This is a genomic window from Pseudoalteromonas sp. S2721 (genome assembly GCF_005887425.1).
GTDB lineage: Bacteria > Pseudomonadota > Gammaproteobacteria > Enterobacterales > Alteromonadaceae > Pseudoalteromonas > Pseudoalteromonas simplex.
The window spans coordinates 15,805-34,644 of record NZ_PNCZ01000032.1 but is presented as its reverse complement, the minus strand read 5'-3'; the positions used below and the strand labels follow the sequence as shown (position 1 = coordinate 34,644).

General features: G+C 41.1%; 16 protein-coding genes. 2 read left to right on the top strand and 14 right to left on the bottom strand.

Features of this window, described 5'->3' with window-relative positions:
* Positions 1-513: 513 nt before the first annotated feature.
* The 12 genes from CWC02_RS13155 to cysG form a co-directional block, all read right to left on the bottom strand.
* The gene (locus CWC02_RS13155) at positions 514-1,776 is read right to left on the bottom strand and encodes an aromatic amino acid transport family protein (protein WP_138618656.1); all 1,263 of its coding nucleotides are present in this window, start codon (positions 1,774-1,776) and stop codon (positions 514-516) included.
* Positions 1,777-1,926: 150 nt separating this feature from the next.
* Positions 1,927-2,118, bottom strand: a complete 192-nt coding sequence (locus tag CWC02_RS13150; RefSeq protein WP_055022144.1) for a hypothetical protein — start codon at positions 2,116-2,118, stop codon at positions 1,927-1,929.
* A gap of 64 nt (positions 2,119-2,182) precedes the next feature.
* A complete protein-coding gene (locus CWC02_RS13145) occupies positions 2,183-3,355 on the bottom strand; it encodes a lipase family protein (RefSeq protein ID WP_138618654.1) in 1,173 nt (390 codons plus the stop codon).
* Positions 3,356-3,385: 30 nt separating this feature from the next.
* On the bottom strand, positions 3,386-3,811 hold the full coding sequence (locus CWC02_RS13140) for a DUF6795 domain-containing protein (protein ID WP_249364107.1): 426 nt from the start codon (positions 3,809-3,811) through the stop codon (positions 3,386-3,388).
* 66 nt (positions 3,812-3,877) lie between these two features.
* The gene (locus CWC02_RS13135) at positions 3,878-4,315 is read right to left on the bottom strand and encodes a DUF6795 domain-containing protein (protein WP_138618652.1); all 438 of its coding nucleotides are present in this window, start codon (positions 4,313-4,315) and stop codon (positions 3,878-3,880) included.
* A gap of 34 nt (positions 4,316-4,349) precedes the next feature.
* Complete coding sequence (locus CWC02_RS13130; RefSeq protein ID WP_138618650.1) at positions 4,350-4,772, bottom strand: DUF6795 domain-containing protein; 423 nt, start codon at positions 4,770-4,772, stop codon at positions 4,350-4,352.
* A gap of 354 nt (positions 4,773-5,126) precedes the next feature.
* A complete protein-coding gene (cysQ, locus tag CWC02_RS13125) occupies positions 5,127-5,897 on the bottom strand; it encodes a 3'(2'),5'-bisphosphate nucleotidase CysQ (protein WP_130049910.1) in 771 nt (256 codons plus the stop codon).
* Between the two features lie 3 nt (positions 5,898-5,900).
* Positions 5,901-6,497, bottom strand: a complete 597-nt coding sequence (cysC, locus tag CWC02_RS13120) for an adenylyl-sulfate kinase (protein ID WP_138618648.1) — start codon at positions 6,495-6,497, stop codon at positions 5,901-5,903.
* A 14-nt stretch (positions 6,498-6,511) separates the two neighbouring features.
* On the bottom strand, positions 6,512-8,239 hold the full coding sequence (locus CWC02_RS13115; RefSeq protein ID WP_054554819.1) for an SLC13 family permease: 1,728 nt from the start codon (positions 8,237-8,239) through the stop codon (positions 6,512-6,514).
* A gap of 32 nt (positions 8,240-8,271) precedes the next feature.
* Positions 8,272-9,696 (bottom strand): sulfate adenylyltransferase subunit CysN, encoded by a 1,425-nt coding sequence (gene cysN, locus CWC02_RS13110; RefSeq protein WP_138618646.1) that lies wholly within the window; start codon positions 9,694-9,696, stop codon positions 8,272-8,274.
* A complete protein-coding gene (gene cysD, locus CWC02_RS13105; protein WP_054554821.1) occupies positions 9,696-10,595 on the bottom strand; it encodes a sulfate adenylyltransferase subunit CysD in 900 nt (299 codons plus the stop codon). Before cysD ends, cysN begins: the two co-directional genes overlap by 1 nt.
* A gap of 35 nt (positions 10,596-10,630) precedes the next feature.
* Positions 10,631-12,052 carry a siroheme synthase CysG gene (cysG, locus tag CWC02_RS13100; RefSeq protein WP_138618644.1) on the bottom strand — a complete coding sequence of 474 codons (1,422 nt, stop codon included), beginning with the start codon at positions 12,050-12,052 and terminating at the stop codon, positions 10,631-10,633.
* Positions 12,053-12,323: 271 nt separating this feature from the next.
* Here cysG and deoC point away from each other — a divergent pair, with 271 nt between their 5' ends.
* Both deoC and CWC02_RS13090 read left to right on the top strand, forming a co-directional pair.
* Positions 12,324-13,067, top strand: a complete 744-nt coding sequence (gene deoC, locus CWC02_RS13095; protein WP_138618641.1) for a deoxyribose-phosphate aldolase — start codon at positions 12,324-12,326, stop codon at positions 13,065-13,067.
* Entirely contained in the window at positions 13,057-13,557 is a 501-nt protein-coding gene (locus CWC02_RS13090) for a hypothetical protein (RefSeq protein WP_058586658.1), read from the top strand. Before deoC ends, CWC02_RS13090 begins: the two co-directional genes overlap by 11 nt.
* Positions 13,558-13,601: 44 nt before the next feature.
* Here the strand turns inward: CWC02_RS13090 and CWC02_RS13085 are convergent, their stop codons facing one another.
* Positions 13,602-14,732, bottom strand: coding sequence for a CsgG/HfaB family protein (locus CWC02_RS13085; RefSeq protein WP_138618639.1), 1,131 nt, complete (start codon positions 14,730-14,732; stop codon positions 13,602-13,604).
* Positions 14,733-14,857: 125 nt separating this feature from the next.
* The gene (locus CWC02_RS13080; RefSeq protein ID WP_249364106.1) at positions 14,858-18,742 is read right to left on the bottom strand and encodes a hybrid sensor histidine kinase/response regulator transcription factor; all 3,885 of its coding nucleotides are present in this window, start codon (positions 18,740-18,742) and stop codon (positions 14,858-14,860) included.
* Positions 18,743-18,840: the final 98 nt, after the last annotated feature.

Below are 18,840 nucleotides of genomic sequence, written 5' to 3'. Positions count from 1 at the left end.
GCGTTTTCGTGGGTTTGGTTGTTTTCGAGAAAGCGCTAAAAGTTGTTCAGATATGTTTGGGTTCAATGTTAATAACCAGTGATTTTATATAGCCTATATTAGATCAAATATTTAAGCGGAATGGTATTACAAGTTAGCAAGGGTAAAGTTGAACTGCGGGGTTGTTTAGTACAGAGTCATTCTAAGCTCACCTGTTCATTCTCCAGGTAGGTTGGGTAGAGCGGAGCGAAACCCAACATAATCCATATGACCCTCTTCATAACCCATGGTTAAAAATTATTAAAATCTCTACTGGTCTAACAGGTTAGCGATCTCTAAAACGGCTTATTTCACCTTGCGCTAATTCGTCTTTTATTAATGAACTTTACCTCTTCATTGTGCATGACGAATTACCACGCTGTTGGGTTTCGCTGCGCTCAACCCAACCTACGCCTCGCCTTCCAACTTTCCAGTTGCTAACAAAAAAGCCCAGCCGGTTTCCTGGCTGGGCTTCTATATCTAGTAATGATGGGATTACTTAATCATACTGTAGATAAGCGCAAATACTGCTAGAGAGCCAACTGTTAATACGAACAGTGTGCTTAAGCGGTTTCTGTATTTGTGTAAGCTAGGTACTTTATAAACGGCAATCATTGGCATGATGAAAAGGATCATGGCGATGATAGGGCCTGACAGCTGATCCATCATGTCTAAAATACTTGGGTTGATCACCGAGCAATACCAAATAGCAAAGAACATGATAACAGTGCCAATCTTATCAACGAGTTTAGGGTTCATATGGGCTTGCTTACTAACAAGGCCGTTGAAGCTTTCACGGGCACCTAAGAAGTGACCTAAGAATGAAGACGTAATCGCGATAAATGCTACTAATGGCCCTAAGGTCGCAATAAACGAGTTATCTGTAATATTGGCAAGGAATGACAAGATAGACACGTTATCAGCTTTTGCTTGTATCATTTGTTCAGTAGATAGTGACAGCACACACGAGAATACAAACAGTAAAACAAACACGATTAATAATAAGCTGGTGCGCTTTAGAATTGCTTCTGACTTCATTTTAGCATTATTGCCGTAGTGAGCACGTTGTACATGCACAAAGCTTGAGATCGCAGCTGCGTGGCTAAATGAGAATACAATGATAGGTATTGATAACCAAAGTGTTTTCATAAAGCCTGAAAACTCAGGGACAGACACATCTGGCATTTGCCAGCTTGGGATCAGGTAAATCGATAAGAAAAACAAGATAGCGACAAGGGGATAAACAAGGATTGCAAAAGCACGTAACATCAGTGCTTCGCCACCAAGCATTAAACTGATCATACCGCCAACGAGTACACCAGATAACAGTACGCGTGGTGGTGATTCCATACCTAGTTGATTAACGATAAAGCTATCAACAGTGTTGGTTAATCCTACACCGTAAATAAGTAAAATAGGGAAGATAGAGAGAAAATACAGTAAAGAGATTAAGCGCCCGGCGTTAATGCCAAAGTGTTCTTCTACTACATCGGTAAAGTCTGCTTCAGGCTGTTTTGATGATAAAACAAATCGGGCTAAGCCTCTGTGAGCTAAGTAAGTCATTGGAAAGGCAAGGCATGCCATGATAATCAAAGGCCAAAATCCGCCGATACCGATATTAATTGGTAAGAATAAAATCCCTGCACCGACTGCGGTGCCAAATAAACTTAATACCCATTGGGTGTCATGAAGATTCCATTTTGAGTTACTACTTGTTGTCGATGCATCATAAGGCATAGCATCTTGATGTGTGTTCATTAGCACTCCACTATTAGAATAATTGTCGCGCAGCATATAGAAAAGCGACTAAGAATGCATGTTTTAGCGTTGTATTTAAATAACTATGCTGTAAGGAGAGACTTACAAAAGAAGAAAGTTGGGCTTATTTATAAAGCCCAGTTGTGGTATTTATTCTGCTGCTGCAAGTGCGCGAGCTTTAATATCTGCGGCAAATGCTAAACCTTTCTTAAAACGTGCCTCAGCTGCAGTGATTTCACTTTCATCGCCATTAGCGGCAAGCACTCCTTGTGAAAGGGCTTTATAAAGTGCGCTAATTTGGGCCTCGTAGCCGGCTTCAATTGCTTTTTCAACAGTCGTCATGGTTATTCCTTTTGTAAACTAAAATATGCCTAAAAGTTTGGTCTGATGATACATCTTAAAATGCCTACGCTACGAAAGAGAGAGCTCTTTGTGCAACTTTATTCACCATCTTTAGGGTTTGTTCAAATACCCATTTGATGAACTCAACAGTTAACTCTTTTATTTTCGCCTTCGCATATCCAGCAAATGCAAGCATACATGCAAGTAATCCATTTATCGGCCCAGACAAGTCTACAGTATGAAATTGATTGTTAGCGAGAATCACGGCAATTCTGTCATACAAACTTAAGCCATTAGCGACACCATTTTGTAAAGCATTAAGACAGCCTAGTTTAGCTTGGCGTAATACAGTCATAAGAGCTTCACTCAAACGATTCATCCAATAAATTGATGGCTGCACTTGAACCGCATGGCTAGCACTTAATACAACTCTATTAAAAGGATTGAAAGTAACTCGCTTATTAATACTTTCCCAGGTTTGCTTTTGCGAGTTTCGGGTATAAAACTTCATTACGTGATGCCATGGAATGATAAGTTGGGTACTATCCATTCTATATTCAGGGGCATTGTAAGGAGCTTGCATAAACGGCCAGAAGGGTACCATAGGTACAATATCGCCACCATTGACGCAGCGATATATATTGTGAGGTTCTAAGGTATTAGTCGTGCTTAATGCAAAATTTGTTAAGCCAACTTTTGGTGCTCCAAATGTGTACAGTTTGACGTTAACGTTAAAGCATCGTTTAGCCCAATCAGCGACTAATGACGCAATCGCACCACCTAGGCTATGTCCTACACAATGAACAGTCGCTAAAGGTTTTAGCTCTTTAATCACTGGAGCTAGTTGTAGTTTTAGCGTTTCGAATACAGAATTGAAACCAGCATGGACACTATGACCGCCCTCAAACACAGTTAAATTTGCTCTTAGGTCGGTTGAAACATCGTACAAAGAAGCTGTTCCACGAATAGCCAGTACTAAATCATTTTTGAATGGGTTCATCCGCCCTGTAGGAGATGTGCCTTTGCCAACAAGTACAAACCCGGTTTGATGGCCGCTGGCGTGGGCCATTGCTCCGCCTGATATTCCCTTAACAGGCCCTTTTGACAAATCGAAAGAGAAAAAACTATCCAAAGCTTTTGAAGTTTGTAATTTGTATCCAGATAACCCTGATATTTCTTTGATTTGATAAGAGAGCGTAGCTAATTCAGCACAAATTATTGGAGATAAAGTACTCATTTTTTAATTCCTTTTAATATTAGGTATACATTACCAGCGGCAAATACTCGAAATGTTATGCTCGCCACTAGGGGCTTCATTATCCAAAATTTGATGCTTTACTTCTTCTAAGCTTAAGTCAGCTTTCAGTACATTAAGCTTATTTTTGAGTACTTTTGGCGTTTTTAGACCATGCTGAAATCCAAACCATAGTGTATGTTGAGCGTTATTGTAGTTGGTGACAATTACTACTCGAATCATGGTTTCGTAAAATATACTACCAGGTTTACGAGATTTTATAGTTTTTTCTGGAAACTCAAAGAAGCCATCCTCATCTGTATATGCTTCATCAATTTCTTCTTCCTCTAGTGTTAATCCTCTTTGGATTAGTTGATTCTTTAGTGGTACACCTTCATACATAAGTTGTCCCTTTACTTCTGGGCACAATTGAACTTTGTATTTAATTAAACCTAACATACGTGATTCCTTGTTAATATTAAAATGCTTATTTTTCAATGTTTTGGAGAGTTAATGGGTAGGGCGTCATATTTGACTGAAATTGCAAATACTCAAAATATTATGTTTTTCATAAAATTGTGAGTCGGTGTTTACAAAATGATGATTTTTTTCTGTAGAATTTAAATCTGCGTTTAAGCAAGATAAATGCTTTTTAAATTCTGTTGTATTTTTCAAACCTCTTTGGTTCCCAAACCAGAGCAAATAGACTTCCCCACCCCTTTCTAAATCAATTATTACTCTCACGACAGGTTCATGAAATATACTTCCTGGTTTGCGAGATTTCAGGTATTTAGCAGGGAATGAAAAATAATCACTTTCATCAGTATAAGTGCTGTCAATAAACTCCTCTTCATATGTTAAACATCGTTCGATTAGTTGATTGACTAATGGCTCGCCATTTTTTGTCAGTTTACCTTTTACTTCTGGACAAAGTTCGATCTTGTATTTTAATAGACCAAGCATATTTCTTCCTTGTTTAACGGTATGAGGGAAGTAACTATAAGCAAATGCTGTAAATAAAGTGCTCTTCTAGCGAGTCAATAGGGTTTACTAAATGGTGCTTTTTTTCTTCGTTTGATAAATCTGCATTTAAGTTTTTAAGAAACTTTCTAAATTCAATAGGAGTTTTTAACCCATGCTGAAACCCAATCCATAGGTTATAAATCTGGCCATCTTTCTCTAGGTCTATGATTATTCTAACCACAGGTTCATGAAAGATACTCCCAGGTTTACGGGACTTTAAAGATTTTGCAGGGAATTTGAAGTAACCATTATTATCGGTGTAAACACTATCTAGTTCTTCGTCATCATAGGTTAAGCTTCTCTCTACAAGCTGATTAGCAAGAGGGATACCATTTTCAAAAAGCTGGCCATTTACTTCAGGGCATAACTCGACTATGTAGCGAATTAATCCGAGCATATATCATTCCTTGTTAATAACTCGTGTCCCTATAATTATCCATTTATTTATCAAAACTTCAATGAGGTAATTTATATTTTGTTGGTCTGACGATGTTTTATTGATTACATAAATTTAATTAATGTTTGTATATGTAAGGTGGAATAGTACTAAGGGTTTTACTTCTTGGGTTAAAGCATACTAATAATAAACTTTTAGGAAGCTTATAATTAAATTGATGTAATCTTACAGATAGTGAATTGAAATTCTGAGTATGAAATTGATCAACACTATGGTGAGATGGGTATGAATTTATTAAGTTGACGCTGGGTTTCGCTTCGCTCTACCCAGCCTACGGTATTTAACGGAATGCTTTTAGTTCTGTAATGCCGATACGACAAAAAAAGGATTCAGATACTCTTCTTTACTGTTATACAGTAGTGGGCTGCCATCGAGTTTGCTAACCGTTGCGCCTGCTATTTCGGCAATCGCATGACCTGCTCCGGTATCCCACTCACAGGTTGGGCCAAGGCGTGGGTATATATCAGCACTACCTTCGGCAACCAGACAAAGTTTTAGCGAGCTGCCCTTTGAAACCATTTCTACATCTTCAAACTGTTTTACAAATTCAGCTAGATCAGGAGAAGGGTGTGAACGGCTGCCGACAACACGGATAAGCCCTTTATTTGGTTTACGGGTTACCTTAAGTTCAATGCGCTCATCACCTTTATCTTTAAAGGCACCAATTGCCTCAGCAGCAATATACGACACACCTAATGCTGGTGCATCGACAACAGCTAATACCGGTTTACCTTTTTCAATCAAGGCAATATTTACTGTGAACTCGCCATTCTTTTTAATGAACTCTTTGGTGCCATCAATTGGGTCTACTAACCAGTAGCGTTGCCAAGTTTGACGGATATCCCAGCTAATATCAGCGCTTTCTTCGCTTAGAATTGGTACATCTGGGGTAAGATGTTGTAAGCCATTCACAATCACTTTGTGAGCTGCTAGGTCGGCGTCGGTCACTGGGCTTTCATCAGCTTTGTACTCAACATTAAAGTCCTTTTCGTAAATCCCCATTATTGCACTGCCGGCTTGGCGTGCGAGGAGTAAGATTTCTTCTAGCAGTTCCGTTTGATTCATGACTTAACCTATAATTTGCTGTTGTTTTAAATACGCTACCAGCTCTTGCACCGATTGGTCTAGGGTGTTTTTACTGGTATCGATTTTAATTTCTGGCGATGTAGGGATTTGATAGTCTGAGTCGATACCAGTGAAGTGCTTAATTTCACCTGCGCGCGCTTTTTTATAAAGCCCTTTAGGGTCGCGTGTTTCACACACGTCGAGCGGGGTATCTAAAAATACTTCAATAAACTCACCATCCTCTACTAAGTTTCTTACCATATCGCGTTCGCTTTGAAATGGCGAAATAAATGCGGTTAATACCACAAGACCGGCATCGACCATTAGCTTTGCAGTTTCACCAACGCGGCGAATGTTTTCCACGCGGTCTTCATCTGTAAAGCCAAGATCTTTACACAAGCCATGACGCACGTTGTCACCATCAAGTAGGTAGGTATGAACGCCTAAATGGTTTAATGCGCTTTCTAGTGCGTTAGCAACTGTGCTTTTGCCTGAACCTGAAAAACCAGTGAACCATAGAATGGCAGGCTTATGCTTTTTTTGCTCAATACGCTGTGATTTGCTAATGGCGTAATTATGCCAAACGATATTTTCATCCATTGTCTTTACTCTCGTTATTGAAATGGGAATACCAGCGGTATGAGTGTTAAAACCGTAATCGAGTAAATAATCGATAAAGGTAAGCCCATGGCAATGTAATCTTTAAGGCGGTAATTTCCCGCACTGTAAACCATCAAGTTAGTTTGATAACCAAATGGCGAAATGAAACTCGCTGATGCACCAAATGCGACAGCCATAATAAAAGGCAACGGTGATACATCAAAACCAACGGCGAGTGCATACGCTACCGGAAATGAAAGCGCGGCAGCGGCATTATTGGTAATGAGTTCGGTAAACAAAACCGTCATCAAGAATATTGCGATAAATGCCCCGTAAGGCCCAAAATCACCTAATACGTATAACATGGCTGATGAAATTTCACCGGCAAGGCCTGTGCCTATCATGAGTTTGGCAAGGCCAATAGCACTACCCACTACTGCGAGTAACTCAATTGGAAAACGACGTTTTACTTCACTTAGCTTGATTGTACCCGTTAGCATTAAACCGATAAGAAGAACGAGTAGGCCTTTCACTAAGGGAACGAGGCCAACAATACTTAACCCCAATACGGCTGCAAAACTTGCTAACACAATATTTGATTGCTTAGGTTTTAAATGGGTTTGTAAATCAAGACCTGAAATATAAACGAACTCACGTTTTAAATTAGGTAGCGAGTAAAACTCTTTGCCAGGCGCTAGGATCAGCGAGTCACCAGCTTGCAACTGAACTTTACCCAAACCACCTTGTAAACGGTCATGGCCGCGGCGAATAGCAATAACGGCAGCATGAAATTGTTCACGAAAGCGAACTTCTTTAATTGTTTTACCAATGTATTTTGAAGAATGGCTAACAACAACTTCAACTAAGTGCTCAACGTCTTTCTCATGTTTGTCGTGCACAACTTTTAAGCCGTCAAATTGGGTGAGCAGAGGTACTGACTTTATATCACCTACAAAAAGTAATACGTCACCTTCTTTGATAACTTGTTTTGGGGTAACCGCACAAATACGTTTGTCACCGCGGATTATTTCGGCTAAGAACAAGTCTTTTAATTCACGAAGGCCATTTTCCTCAACACTTTTACCAATAAGTTTTGAGCCTGCTTCTACTTTACCTTCAAGGTAAAAGGGCACCACTTCTTGGTCGTTTTTACCGTTATCTGGTAAATACTTGAGCATCACTAAAATAGTGATAAGGCCAACGCTCAGTGCGCCTAAGCCAATCAAGGTAAAATCAAAAAAGCCAAGCGGCTCCATACCCGCTTCAACGGCAAAGCCATTAACAATTAAATTGGTTGAGGTGCCAATCAGGGTGATCGTGCCACCTAAAATAGCGGTGTATGATAAAGGCAACAAAAGCTTAGACGGTGAATGTGTCGGGCTTTCTTTTATCGCGCTGATCAGCGATGCCACTACCGCAGTATTATTGGTAAATGATGATAAAAAGGCGGTTGATAAACCAAGCTTGGTCACCGAACTTGTCAGGCTGCCTTTCGAAAGAGACTGAGCAAGCTTTTGCACTAACGTGGTTTTTTCTACAGCTATCGAAACGAGTACAAGTAGAATAAGAGTGATTAAAGAAGGGTTTGCATAGTTAATTAGCATATCTTCAAGGCTTATTAGCCCTGCTAAATAACTAATACCAATGGCGCCGACAAATAACCATGCAGGTTTTAGTCGAGTGCCAAAAAGGCACCCCACTAATACCAGCATAATGCCTGTTAATACCAGCTGTTGATACATGCTTTTTACTTCCTATAACAGGCGAATAGTGGTTATTTAAGCTTAGTTATATCAAGCGCTTGCCAATGAGGGAAGTGCTTGCGTACTAAAGCGTTAAATTCAACTTCAAAGTCGCTAAAGCTACTTTGTTGTTCTTCAGTGCTAAGTAATTGCTCAATCATACCTGCCGCAACGGTTAGGTTTGATAAGCGGTCAATTAGGATAAACGCACCTGTTTCATGATTATTGTGGTACTCATCAGCCAAAATTGTTTCTGTAAGCTCTAAGGTTACAATTGCAATTTCGTTAAGTTGTAATGAATCAGCTTGACCATGCTCAAGGGTATTTACATCAATCGTGTGATCGATTTTTCTTACCACTGCCGAGGTATTTTTGCTGCCTAACTTAAAGTTATAGCTTTTACCTAATACTAACGGTGCTTCATGCATCCATACTAGTTTAGCTTGAATACGGTTTGTTACAGCAGCTTTTGAAGCGGCTGGTACAATTACATCGCCACGGCTGATATCAATTTCGTCGTTTAACGTTAAAGTGATTGCTTGGCCTGCTTCAGCGGTATCTAAGTTGCCATCGAAAGTGACAATCTCTTTGATGCTTGAGCTTTTACCTGATGGTAATACTTTTACAGCATCACCCACGCTGAACTTGCCAGACGTTAGAGTGCCTTGGAAGCCACGGAAGTCTAAGTTAGGGCGTACCACATATTGCACCGGAAGACGCGCTTCAAAACCGTTATCAATTTCAGCCGCTGGTGAGTCTTCAAGTAACTCAAGCAGTGGTTTATCTGTGTAATAAGGTGTGTGCTCTGAGCGTGTAACTACGTTGTCACCTTTTAGTGCTGACATAGGCACAAACTTGATATTAGTAACGTTTAGTTGATCTGCAAACTTAAGGTAGTCGGCTTTGATTTTTTCGTATACGGTTTCATCGAAATCGACGATATCCATCTTGTTGATAGCAACAACAAACTGCTTAATACCTAATGAGTCACAGATAAAGCTATGACGCTTAGTTTGTACTTGTACGCCGTAACGCGCATCAACTAAGATAATCGCCACATCACTGGTTGATGCGCCGGTTACCATGTTACGCGTGTACTGCTCATGTCCTGGTGTATCAGCAATAATGAACTTACGTTTTGCTGTTGAGAAGTAACGATAAGCAACGTCAATGGTAATACCTTGCTCACGCTCTGCTTGAAGACCATCTACAAGAAGTGCTAAATCAAGCTCTTCACCGGCATTACCGACTTTTTCATTGTCTTTATGCAGGGCTGCAAGTTGGTCTTCATAAATTTGGTGACTGTCATGTAAAAGGCGGCCAATCAGCGTTGATTTACCGTCATCCACACTACCACAGGTCAGCATGCGTAAAAGGCTTTTGTCTTGTTGGCGAGCAAGGTAGGCGTCGATGCCTAACTCTCTTACTTCATTAATCGTGTCGTTTGTTTTAGACATTAGAAATAGCCCTCACGTTTTTTCTTTTCCATTGAACCTGCAGAGTCGTGATCAATCACGCGGCCTTCACGCTCAGAAGAGGTTGAAAGCAGCATTTCTTCGATAATTTCAGTTAAGGTACCTGCTGTTGATTCCACAGCACCTGTTAGTGGGTAGCAACCAAGAGTACGAAAACGTACCGACTTCATTTGCGGTACTTCGCCTTCTTCTAATGGCATACGCTCATCATCAACCATGATTAGCGTGCCGTTACGCTCAACAACAGGGCGCTCTTTGGCAAGGTAAAGAGGAACCATTTCAATGTTTTCTTGGTAGATATACTGCCAAATATCCAGCTCAGTCCAGTTAGATAACGGGAATACACGAATGCTTTCACCTGGGTTAACTTGGCTGTTGTACGTATTCCAAAGCTCTGGACGTTGGTTTTTTGGATCCCATCTGTGATGTTTATCACGGAATGAGTAAACACGCTCTTTAGCACGTGATTTCTCTTCGTCACGACGTGCACCACCAAACGCAGCATCAAAGCCGTATTTATCTAATGCTTGCTTTAAGCCTTGCGTTTTCATGATGTCGGTGTGCTTTGCCGAGCCGTGAACAAATGGATTGATATCAATCTCTAACCCTTCAGGGTTTTTGTGGACGATTAAATCAAAGCCATACTCTTTAGCTAGGCGGTCACGAAACGCGATCATTTCCTTAAACTTCCAGTTGGTGTCAACGTGTAAAAGTGGAAATGGGATCTTTGCTGGATAAAACGCTTTACGCGCTAAGTGTAATAACACAGATGAATCTTTACCGATTGAGTAAAGCATCACCGGGTTTTCAAACTCAGCAGCAACTTCGCGCATGATTTTGATACTTTCAGCTTCTAATTGCTGAAGGTGTGTTAAAGCCATTGTTAGTCGTCCTACTAAAATGATTAAAAGTTAAATTAAGCTACGCCAGTAATTGGCTGGGCAAAGCTGCTGGTTTGTTCTGTTTGACCAAACCATGCAAGCTGATGGTGCAATGATGCAACTTCACCAATAATTAATAGGGCGGGTGAAATAATGCTATGGCGCGAAATCAAGTCGGCCAGCTCACCTAATTGCCCTGTTACCACACGTTGTTCTTTACGTGTGCCATTTTCGATAATGGCAACGGGGGTATCTGCACCGCGGCCATGTTTTAATAGTTGTGCTTGAATATGTGGTGATTTAATCACGCCCATATAAATCGCTAAGGTCTGATTTGGCTTGGCGAGTGACTGCCAATCTAATTCTTGACCATCTTTTTTACAGTGACCTGTTACAAACTGAATGGCTTGCGCATGATCTCTGTGAGTAAGTGGAATACCGGCATAAGCGCTACAGCCTGCAGCAGCAGTAATACCCGGTACGATTTGGTAACGTACTTTATTCGCGGCAAGAACTTGTACTTCTTCACCACCACGACCATAAATAAACGGATCGCCACCTTTAATACGGCATACTTTTTTGCCTTGCTTGGCAAAATCGACCAACATCTGATTGGTATCTTCTTGCGCTACGCTGTGATCGCCTAAACGTTTACCTACGCAAACTAGGTCGGCATCACGGCGAACTAAATCCATAATTTCATCAGAAACCAAGTAATCATATACCACCACATCAGCTTGTTGCATTAACTGCAGTGCTTTTAGTGTTAATAACTCAGGGTCACCTGGACCTGCACCAACAACATACACTTCGCCTTCAGGCTCTGGCTTTGCATCTAACAGTTGCTCTAACTGCGCTGTTGCAGCTTCGGTATTACCCGCTTGCACTTTACTTACAACTGATGAATCAAATACGCCTTCCCAAAACTGGCGACGATCGGCAAAGTGTTTAAAGCGTTGTTTTACTTTGTCACGAAAGCTACCAACTAATGTAGCGAGTGGACCAATATGCTGTGGAATAAGCGTTTCGAGTTTTTCACGTAAACGACGCGCTAATACTGGCGCTGTGCCTGCGCTTGAAATTGCAATAGTGATTGGATCACGGTCAACAATTGATGGAAAAATAAAGCTGCACTTAGGTTGATCATCCACCACATTAACGAAAATATTGCGCGCATTCGCAAGTTCGAACACGTCTTTGTTAACGCTGTCTATATCAGTTGCAGCGATCACTAGCATTTGTTGATCTAAATATTGTTCTTTGAATAAGTCGTTAATGAGTGTTACATCACCTTTCTCAGCAAGTTCTCGCAGTTCATCACAAAATTCAGGGGCGACTAGCGTCACATGAGCACGCGCTTTTAAAAACGCACGGCATTTGCGTAACGCAACATCTCCACCGCCGACTACCAGCACAGGTTTGTCGTCTAATTTGGTAAAGATTGGTAAATATTGCACTTTGTTCTCACCCCTAAAACACATCAAGAAACTGCTTATTGCAGGCAAGCAGAATATAGTGCTCTAAAAAAAGTAAAAAATAATTAAAACCAAGTTTATATAACTAAAAGTTATACCAGGTGGTTTGTTTTGGCTTAAGACTTAGTTAACAAGGGATTGCGGCGAGTTACAAGTAAATAAGCAGCCTTATGGTGATTAGTTATGATTTATAGCCGAATGATAAAAATTTGCTACTATAGGTCACTAATATGGCAACACAACTATAAGAACTATGACTAAAATGCAAACAAGCGCTGCCCAAGCGGTGGCACTGATGGACTTAACAACTCTGAATGACAGCGACACAACACAAACCATTAATAACTTGGTTGCCAGTATTGAGCCAACGTTAGGCATTCCTGCAGCGGTTTGTGTGTATAGCCAGTTTGTTAGCGATGCAAAGCTTGCTCTCGCTGAGCGCGAACTACAGCAAGTCAAAGTGGCTACAGTTACTAACTTTCCTAGTGGGGAGCAATCGTTAGAGCAAGTGTTAAATGAAACCCTGTTTGCCATTGAGCGCGGCGCTGATGAAATTGATTTAGTGATCCCTTATAAAGCGCTAATTGCCGGTGATGAGCGCAAAGTTTTAGAGTATGTCAAAGCGTCAAAAGAGGCATGTGGCACTCAAGCGCAGCTTAAAGTCATTATCGAAAGTGGCGAATTAAGCGATGACCTCATTGTAACAGCAACAAAGCTGGCAATTGATGGCGGCGCTGACTTTGTTAAAACCAGTACCGGTAAAGTGGCTGTTAATGCAACGCTAGCTGCAACAGACATCATGTTAAGCACTATAAAAGCGAGTGGCAAAAAGGTTGGTTTTAAGGCGGCAGGCGGGGTCAGAACAGTCACCGATGCTGCTGAGTATTTAGCCCTAGCTGAGTCAATTATGGGTGAAGCGTATTTACAACCTGAGCTATTTCGTTTTGGCGCTTCTGGGTTATTAAAAGATGTGTATGCAACATTAAATGAATCGTGAAAGTGAACAAGAAAAAATAGCGCTCGAGCATGGCGCAGCAAAATTGTTTTTGCGCTGTTACGAAAAGCAGTTTGGCGTAAGTATGCGCAATATTTGGCATAACACGCCGAGCAAACCAGACGTGAGTTGTTACAAAGGTGATGAACGGCTTGATATTGAAGTTGCACATTTATATGCCAGCGAAACAGAGGCAATGGCGGTGTTAGGTCGGCCGCTGTCTATCTCAATGCAACGAGATCTTGCTGAAATGGCTTTAGCACCGAGTAACGAGCGTTTGCACTGTGCTTTACATCGCTTGCTGGCACAAAAAGCTAAGAAACACTACGAGTCTACTCAGCCTTGGTTATTAATTCGAAATGCCAGTACTATATGGCATCTTGATGATTTTAAGTCAGTACTTACTCACCTTGATGTGCCTAAGCATCATCCATTTCAACAAATTTGGTTGTTATGTGATTTTTATCGTGGTGAGTTATTACAAATTTTATAACTAAGGTTGTAAACAGCCAGTGCTGGCACTGGCTGTTAGTTTGCTTAGTTAAATTTAAACATACTGCCAAAGCTTTCTAAACTTGATTTGTTCGTTTTGGCAATACACCCTGAATCATCAAGAGACTTTTTAGTTGTCTCATCAGCAAGGCCTGTCACTTTCAGCTTTTTTTCTTGCTGATACTCAGTGAGAGCAATCACCGTTGCTTGATCGTACTCTACGTCTTCTATTTCATATTCTTCGTAGTGAGGCTGCCTTTTCAAATAACCCAAACAAACCAAGTTCAGTCGTGACATCGCTAAGTCTGTTTTTTCGTAGTAAGGCATTCTGTGAGTTGGAACACTAACCGATGCAACTGGCTTTTTAGCGGGTGCTGCTGCGGTTACTTTTAGTGGTGCAGGGGCTGTATGGCCAGCTGCAATGGTGTTATCACTATTATAGCGATAATAAGTTGTTGGCACTTTTGACTCTAAAAACTCAACAGCTTTTACGATCACTTCGCGCAATGCTTTTTCTTTTGGTGTGTTTGACCAGCTACTTAGATTACCACCAACAAGTGCGCCACCAAAATTGGTAGCTGCAGATGTAAAGTCAAAATCTTTACTGCCACCTTCAACGCTTGTAGCGGCTAAAATACGAGAAGTACGCGTATCGATTAATCGTAAATCAATCGCCATGTGCGAACTTGAAAAACCCGCCGATACCGAGCTAAATACATCACCGATAAAGCCACCACTGCCGACACGAGTGCCTGAGTTGTCATCATCAAACTCTGTGACTGCGGCAACCACAACAATTTCGGCTCCCTCTATTTCACCATACGCAGCACCAGAAGCTGCACTCACACGGCCTGACACAGCAAGGTCTTGTTCTGATAATACGGCATCAAGTGCTTGTCGCTCTAAAACAATGAACCGATTGGTGCTAACTAATGCGGTTGTAAGTTGATCGGCCATACCTTCACCAATTTCTTTACGCCACCAACGTGAATCGTTTGATTTATCAGTAAAGCGGGCAACAGCGATCCGAGCTTTTGGGCCATTGTATTGCTGCTGTGCAACTTCGTTTATATCTGGGCTATTGGTATTGCTGGTGGTTGTCGAAGTACTCTGGCATGCAGTCAGTGCCGCAGCAAGTAACGTAATCGAAATTGCTTTGTGTGTTTTGGTGAGCATATGACTTTCCTTAACTTATATCTCATGCAGTAAATAACGCCGCACTATGGGCTTTGTTGTTATTGACGTTTGTATGGATAAGCTATAAAAATCAGTGTTTTATTAATAGCACTCAGGCGAAAACTTTATTCACTGACGCGAAATTCGGCATGTTTTTGATGTTTTTCTCGATACTGTTTTGGTGATAAGCCAACATAGCTCTTAAAGCTTCGGGCAAAATAGCTTTGTGAACTAAAACCTGCTTGCTCTGCGACTTGACCAATTGCTAGTTCGCTATCGATTAGCTGTTTTTTTGCAAACTCTAAGCGAGTATTGCGTAAATAATCAGAAGGTGTTTGTGAGTACAAGGCTTTCATTTTTAGTTGCAGCGCACGGGGACTTAAACATAACGCAGAGGCTAGCTGCTCAACCGAGAAGCTTTCATCTTGGTAGTGTGCTTGTACTGTCTGCTTAAGCTTTTCAGTGAAGGAATAATCTTTATTTTGCACAGTTACTGCAGCTGTATCGCTATTCAGAGGAGCTGCCAGTTGTGCTGTTAGGTGCTGGTTTAAAATTTGTCTCAGATTAAGCAGTCCTTTTACTCTACTTACTAGTAGAGTAGGTTCAAAAGGCTTACTTAAAAAGTCATCAGCTAATAAATCCAGCCCTTTTAAGCGGCTGTGGGTATCTGCTTTAGCTGAAAGTAATAATACTGGAATGTGGCTGGTGGCCGGATTTGCTCGAAGGGCTGCTAGTAGTTGATAACCATCCATATTTGGCATCATCACATCACTAATAATGAGCTCAGGTAAGTTTGACTGGCAAAGGTCGAGAGCTTGCTGACCATCAGTTGCACAAATGCAGTTAAACTCTTTATTAAATAAAGAAAGGAGTAGCTCTGCCATTTCCTCATTATCTTCAACAATCAGCAGTGTTGGTTGTGAGGTATGAACTTGCATAGCGCTACTTGCTTGATTATCAGCACTTTCAATCATAGGTAATGACACAGTAAAGCAGCTACCTTCAGCGATTTTACTGCTTACACTAATAGAACCACCGTATTGTTCAACGAGTTGTTTTACTAAGCTCAGGCCAATACCACTTCCTGCTTCTGACGATGTTAAGCGAGTAAAGCGCTGAAAAATCGACTGCTGATGCTCACTGGCAATACCCACACCAGTATCAGTAATTTTAAACTGTAACGCTTGTTGTACTTCACTAAGGTGAATATCGACTGTGCCACCTGCAGGGGTGTACTTAAGAGCGTTGCTTATCAGATTACTAAAAATCGAGTGAGCATGCTCAGGAGCAAGGTTAATCTTAAGTGCTGTAGTGGTGGTGTCAGTGAAGCTAAATTGCAGCTGTTTTTGCTCATACAGAGGCCTGAAATCCGCCACTAAATCTGTTAAAAATGGCGTAATAGAATAGGGGCTGACAGTGTAAATTGCCGTGCTTGGGCGTTGACTCAATTGTAAAAGTTGATTGATTAGCTCTAGTAAGCGTTGGCAGTTTCGTTTAATACTGGCTAGTTGCGTTTGAGCTTTTGGATCGGCATTGCTTCGCTGCAACTGACTGATAGGAGCGAGTATTAAGCTAAGTGGTGTTTTGAGTTCGTGGCTAATGTTATCTAAAAACTGGTCTTTTAATTTGTTTAGCTCAATTTCGGTTTGCTTCTCTTGCTCTGCTAGTTTGCGCTTGTACAAGGCATTTAACACAAGCCAAGTCAGTGCTAAAGCAAACACAAAGTAAATACAGTAGGCTAGTTTAGTTTGCCACCAAGGAGGCACAACAGTAAGTTCTAACAGCTGTGTACTGTCACTCCATTGACCATATTGATCTTTTGCTTTTAGCAATAACTGGTAGTGACCAGCAGGCAGCTGTGGATAGTTAATTTGTCTAAGGGATGCATCGGTATATAAAAATTGCTCATCAAAGCCAGCTAGCTTGTAGCCATATTGATAATGTTTTGGAGTCGCACCATTTTTTAATGCACTAAATTTAAAGCCGATAACCCCCGCTGATTTTGCAAACGAGAATGTCTGAGTTGCACTAGCAAGGGTATTGCTTTGCTTATCAAAATGATTACTTTTAATTGTTTGGTTATTAAGTAATAACTCAGTTAACACTGGCGTAGGGGGTGTGTGCGATAAGGTTAGTTGCTCAGGGTAAAAATGATTGTAGCCATTAATACCACCAAAAAATAACTCGCCATCGTCAGCTTGAAAGCTCGCACCTAATATAAATGATTGATGCTGAATGCCGTCTTCTGGTAGAAACTGCTGCATTTGCTGCGTGCTGGGGTTATAACGAGTGAGTCCGCCATTGGTTGCAAGCCAAAGCATGTCTTGTTTATCGGCAAGAATGTCAAAAATGTTGTCATTAGCTAAACCTTGTTGTTCAGTAATCTGTTTCACTGTGAGGGTATGCTTGTTGACTTGATTTAAGCCTTGCATGGTGCCAACCCAAATGCTGTCGTCATTCAGCAATAAAGAGGTGACCATGTTATGGCTAAGCCCTGCCTCACCAGAGCTTTGTTCATCTAATAAACTAAATTGCTCTGTTGATATATCGAGTTTATTGAGTCCTGCTCGGGTACCAATCCACAGTGCATGCTCTTTATTATCATAAGCCAAAGTAAATACGGTGTTGTTGGCAAGGCTATTTTGCGTATCACTGTGCTTATAGTGAGTTACTTTGGCAGAGGCAGGCTCGAAACGGGTTAGGCCTTGGTTACTACCAAGCCAAAGCGCACCTGTTTTGTCGCTGGTAATTGCGTAAACACGGTCACTGGCTAGCTGGTGGCTTTGCATGGTGAAAGCTGTAAACTCATCAAGGCTGTCTTGATACTTTATTAAGCCGCCTCCGTACGTACCTATCCACAACTGCTGGTTAGCGTCTTCGTGTAGGGCAAATATATTGTTATTGGTTAGGGCGTCTTTAAAGTGCTGATAACCAGAGGTTGTTTTGCGATTGAGTCCATCACGGGTACCAACCCAGACCTCACCATTGGCTCTTTTAACTATTGAACGGACAAAGTTATGACTTAACGAATTTGCTTGAGAGGTTTTTAATTGATGAGAGAACTGTTGCTGCTTAGGATCATAGCGGTGCACACCATAGCCGTCTGTGCCCAGCCAAATAATACCTTGCGAGTCTTGATAAAGAGAAAGCAAATAGTCGCTGCTTAAGCCATTGTGGTTTTGCTTGTCATGACGATGTTGAGTGAATTGCTTTTGTAAGTCAGCACCAGCAGGCAAAAAGTAGAGTCCTTGCCCATAGCTTGTAAGCCAAAGGTTTTGCTGTTGGTCAATCAGGCTGTCTGTTACCCAGGTTCCATTAAACTGTTCGATTTGTTTACTACTTTGCGTTGCTAAATTAAATATATGAAGACCTTTTTTACCGCCAATAAGCAGCTTTTTGTCATTAAGCAATTTGAGATGCCAGAGCGGCACGGAAATCTGAGCATGCTGAGTAAATTGCTCAGTAATTGGGTCAAATGAAATAAGCCCTTTATCTGTGGCAAGCCAAATTAGTTCATCGGTAATAACAATGTCTCGAATTAGTGGCTGCGCTGATTTATAGTGAAAGTGTGTAAAACTATTATTTGATACATCAAAACGGGTTAATTTCCCGTGTTCGTGACCTAGCCACATAACATCGTCTTTAGCTAACGCCATAGACCAAATTTTATCTTCACTTAGGCTTTCATTATGGTGTGTAGAAAACACCTCAAACAGACCGGTTTTAGGGTTGAGTCTATTAAGCCCTTTGCTTGCAGTCGAAAACCATAGCTGGTTTTTACTATCTCTAACACAGCCTGTAATCCAATTCCCTGAAATGCTTTTATCATCGCTGTTAGCTTTAAAACGCTTAAATTCATAACCATCAAAGCGATTTAAGCCACCTTGTGTGGCAAACCATAAAAAACCTTGTTGGTCAGTGATGCTGCAAGTGATTGAATTTTGGCTCAGGCCCTGCTGACTATTAAAAGTGCTAAGGTGTAAAGAACGGGCACTACTCTGATTAGCCATCAACAAAATGAGGCATAACAATACAATATTAAAAGGGGATTTTAATAGCAGCACACTGATCCATGTTGTTTTATGTTCCTGTAATGGGTTTATGATAA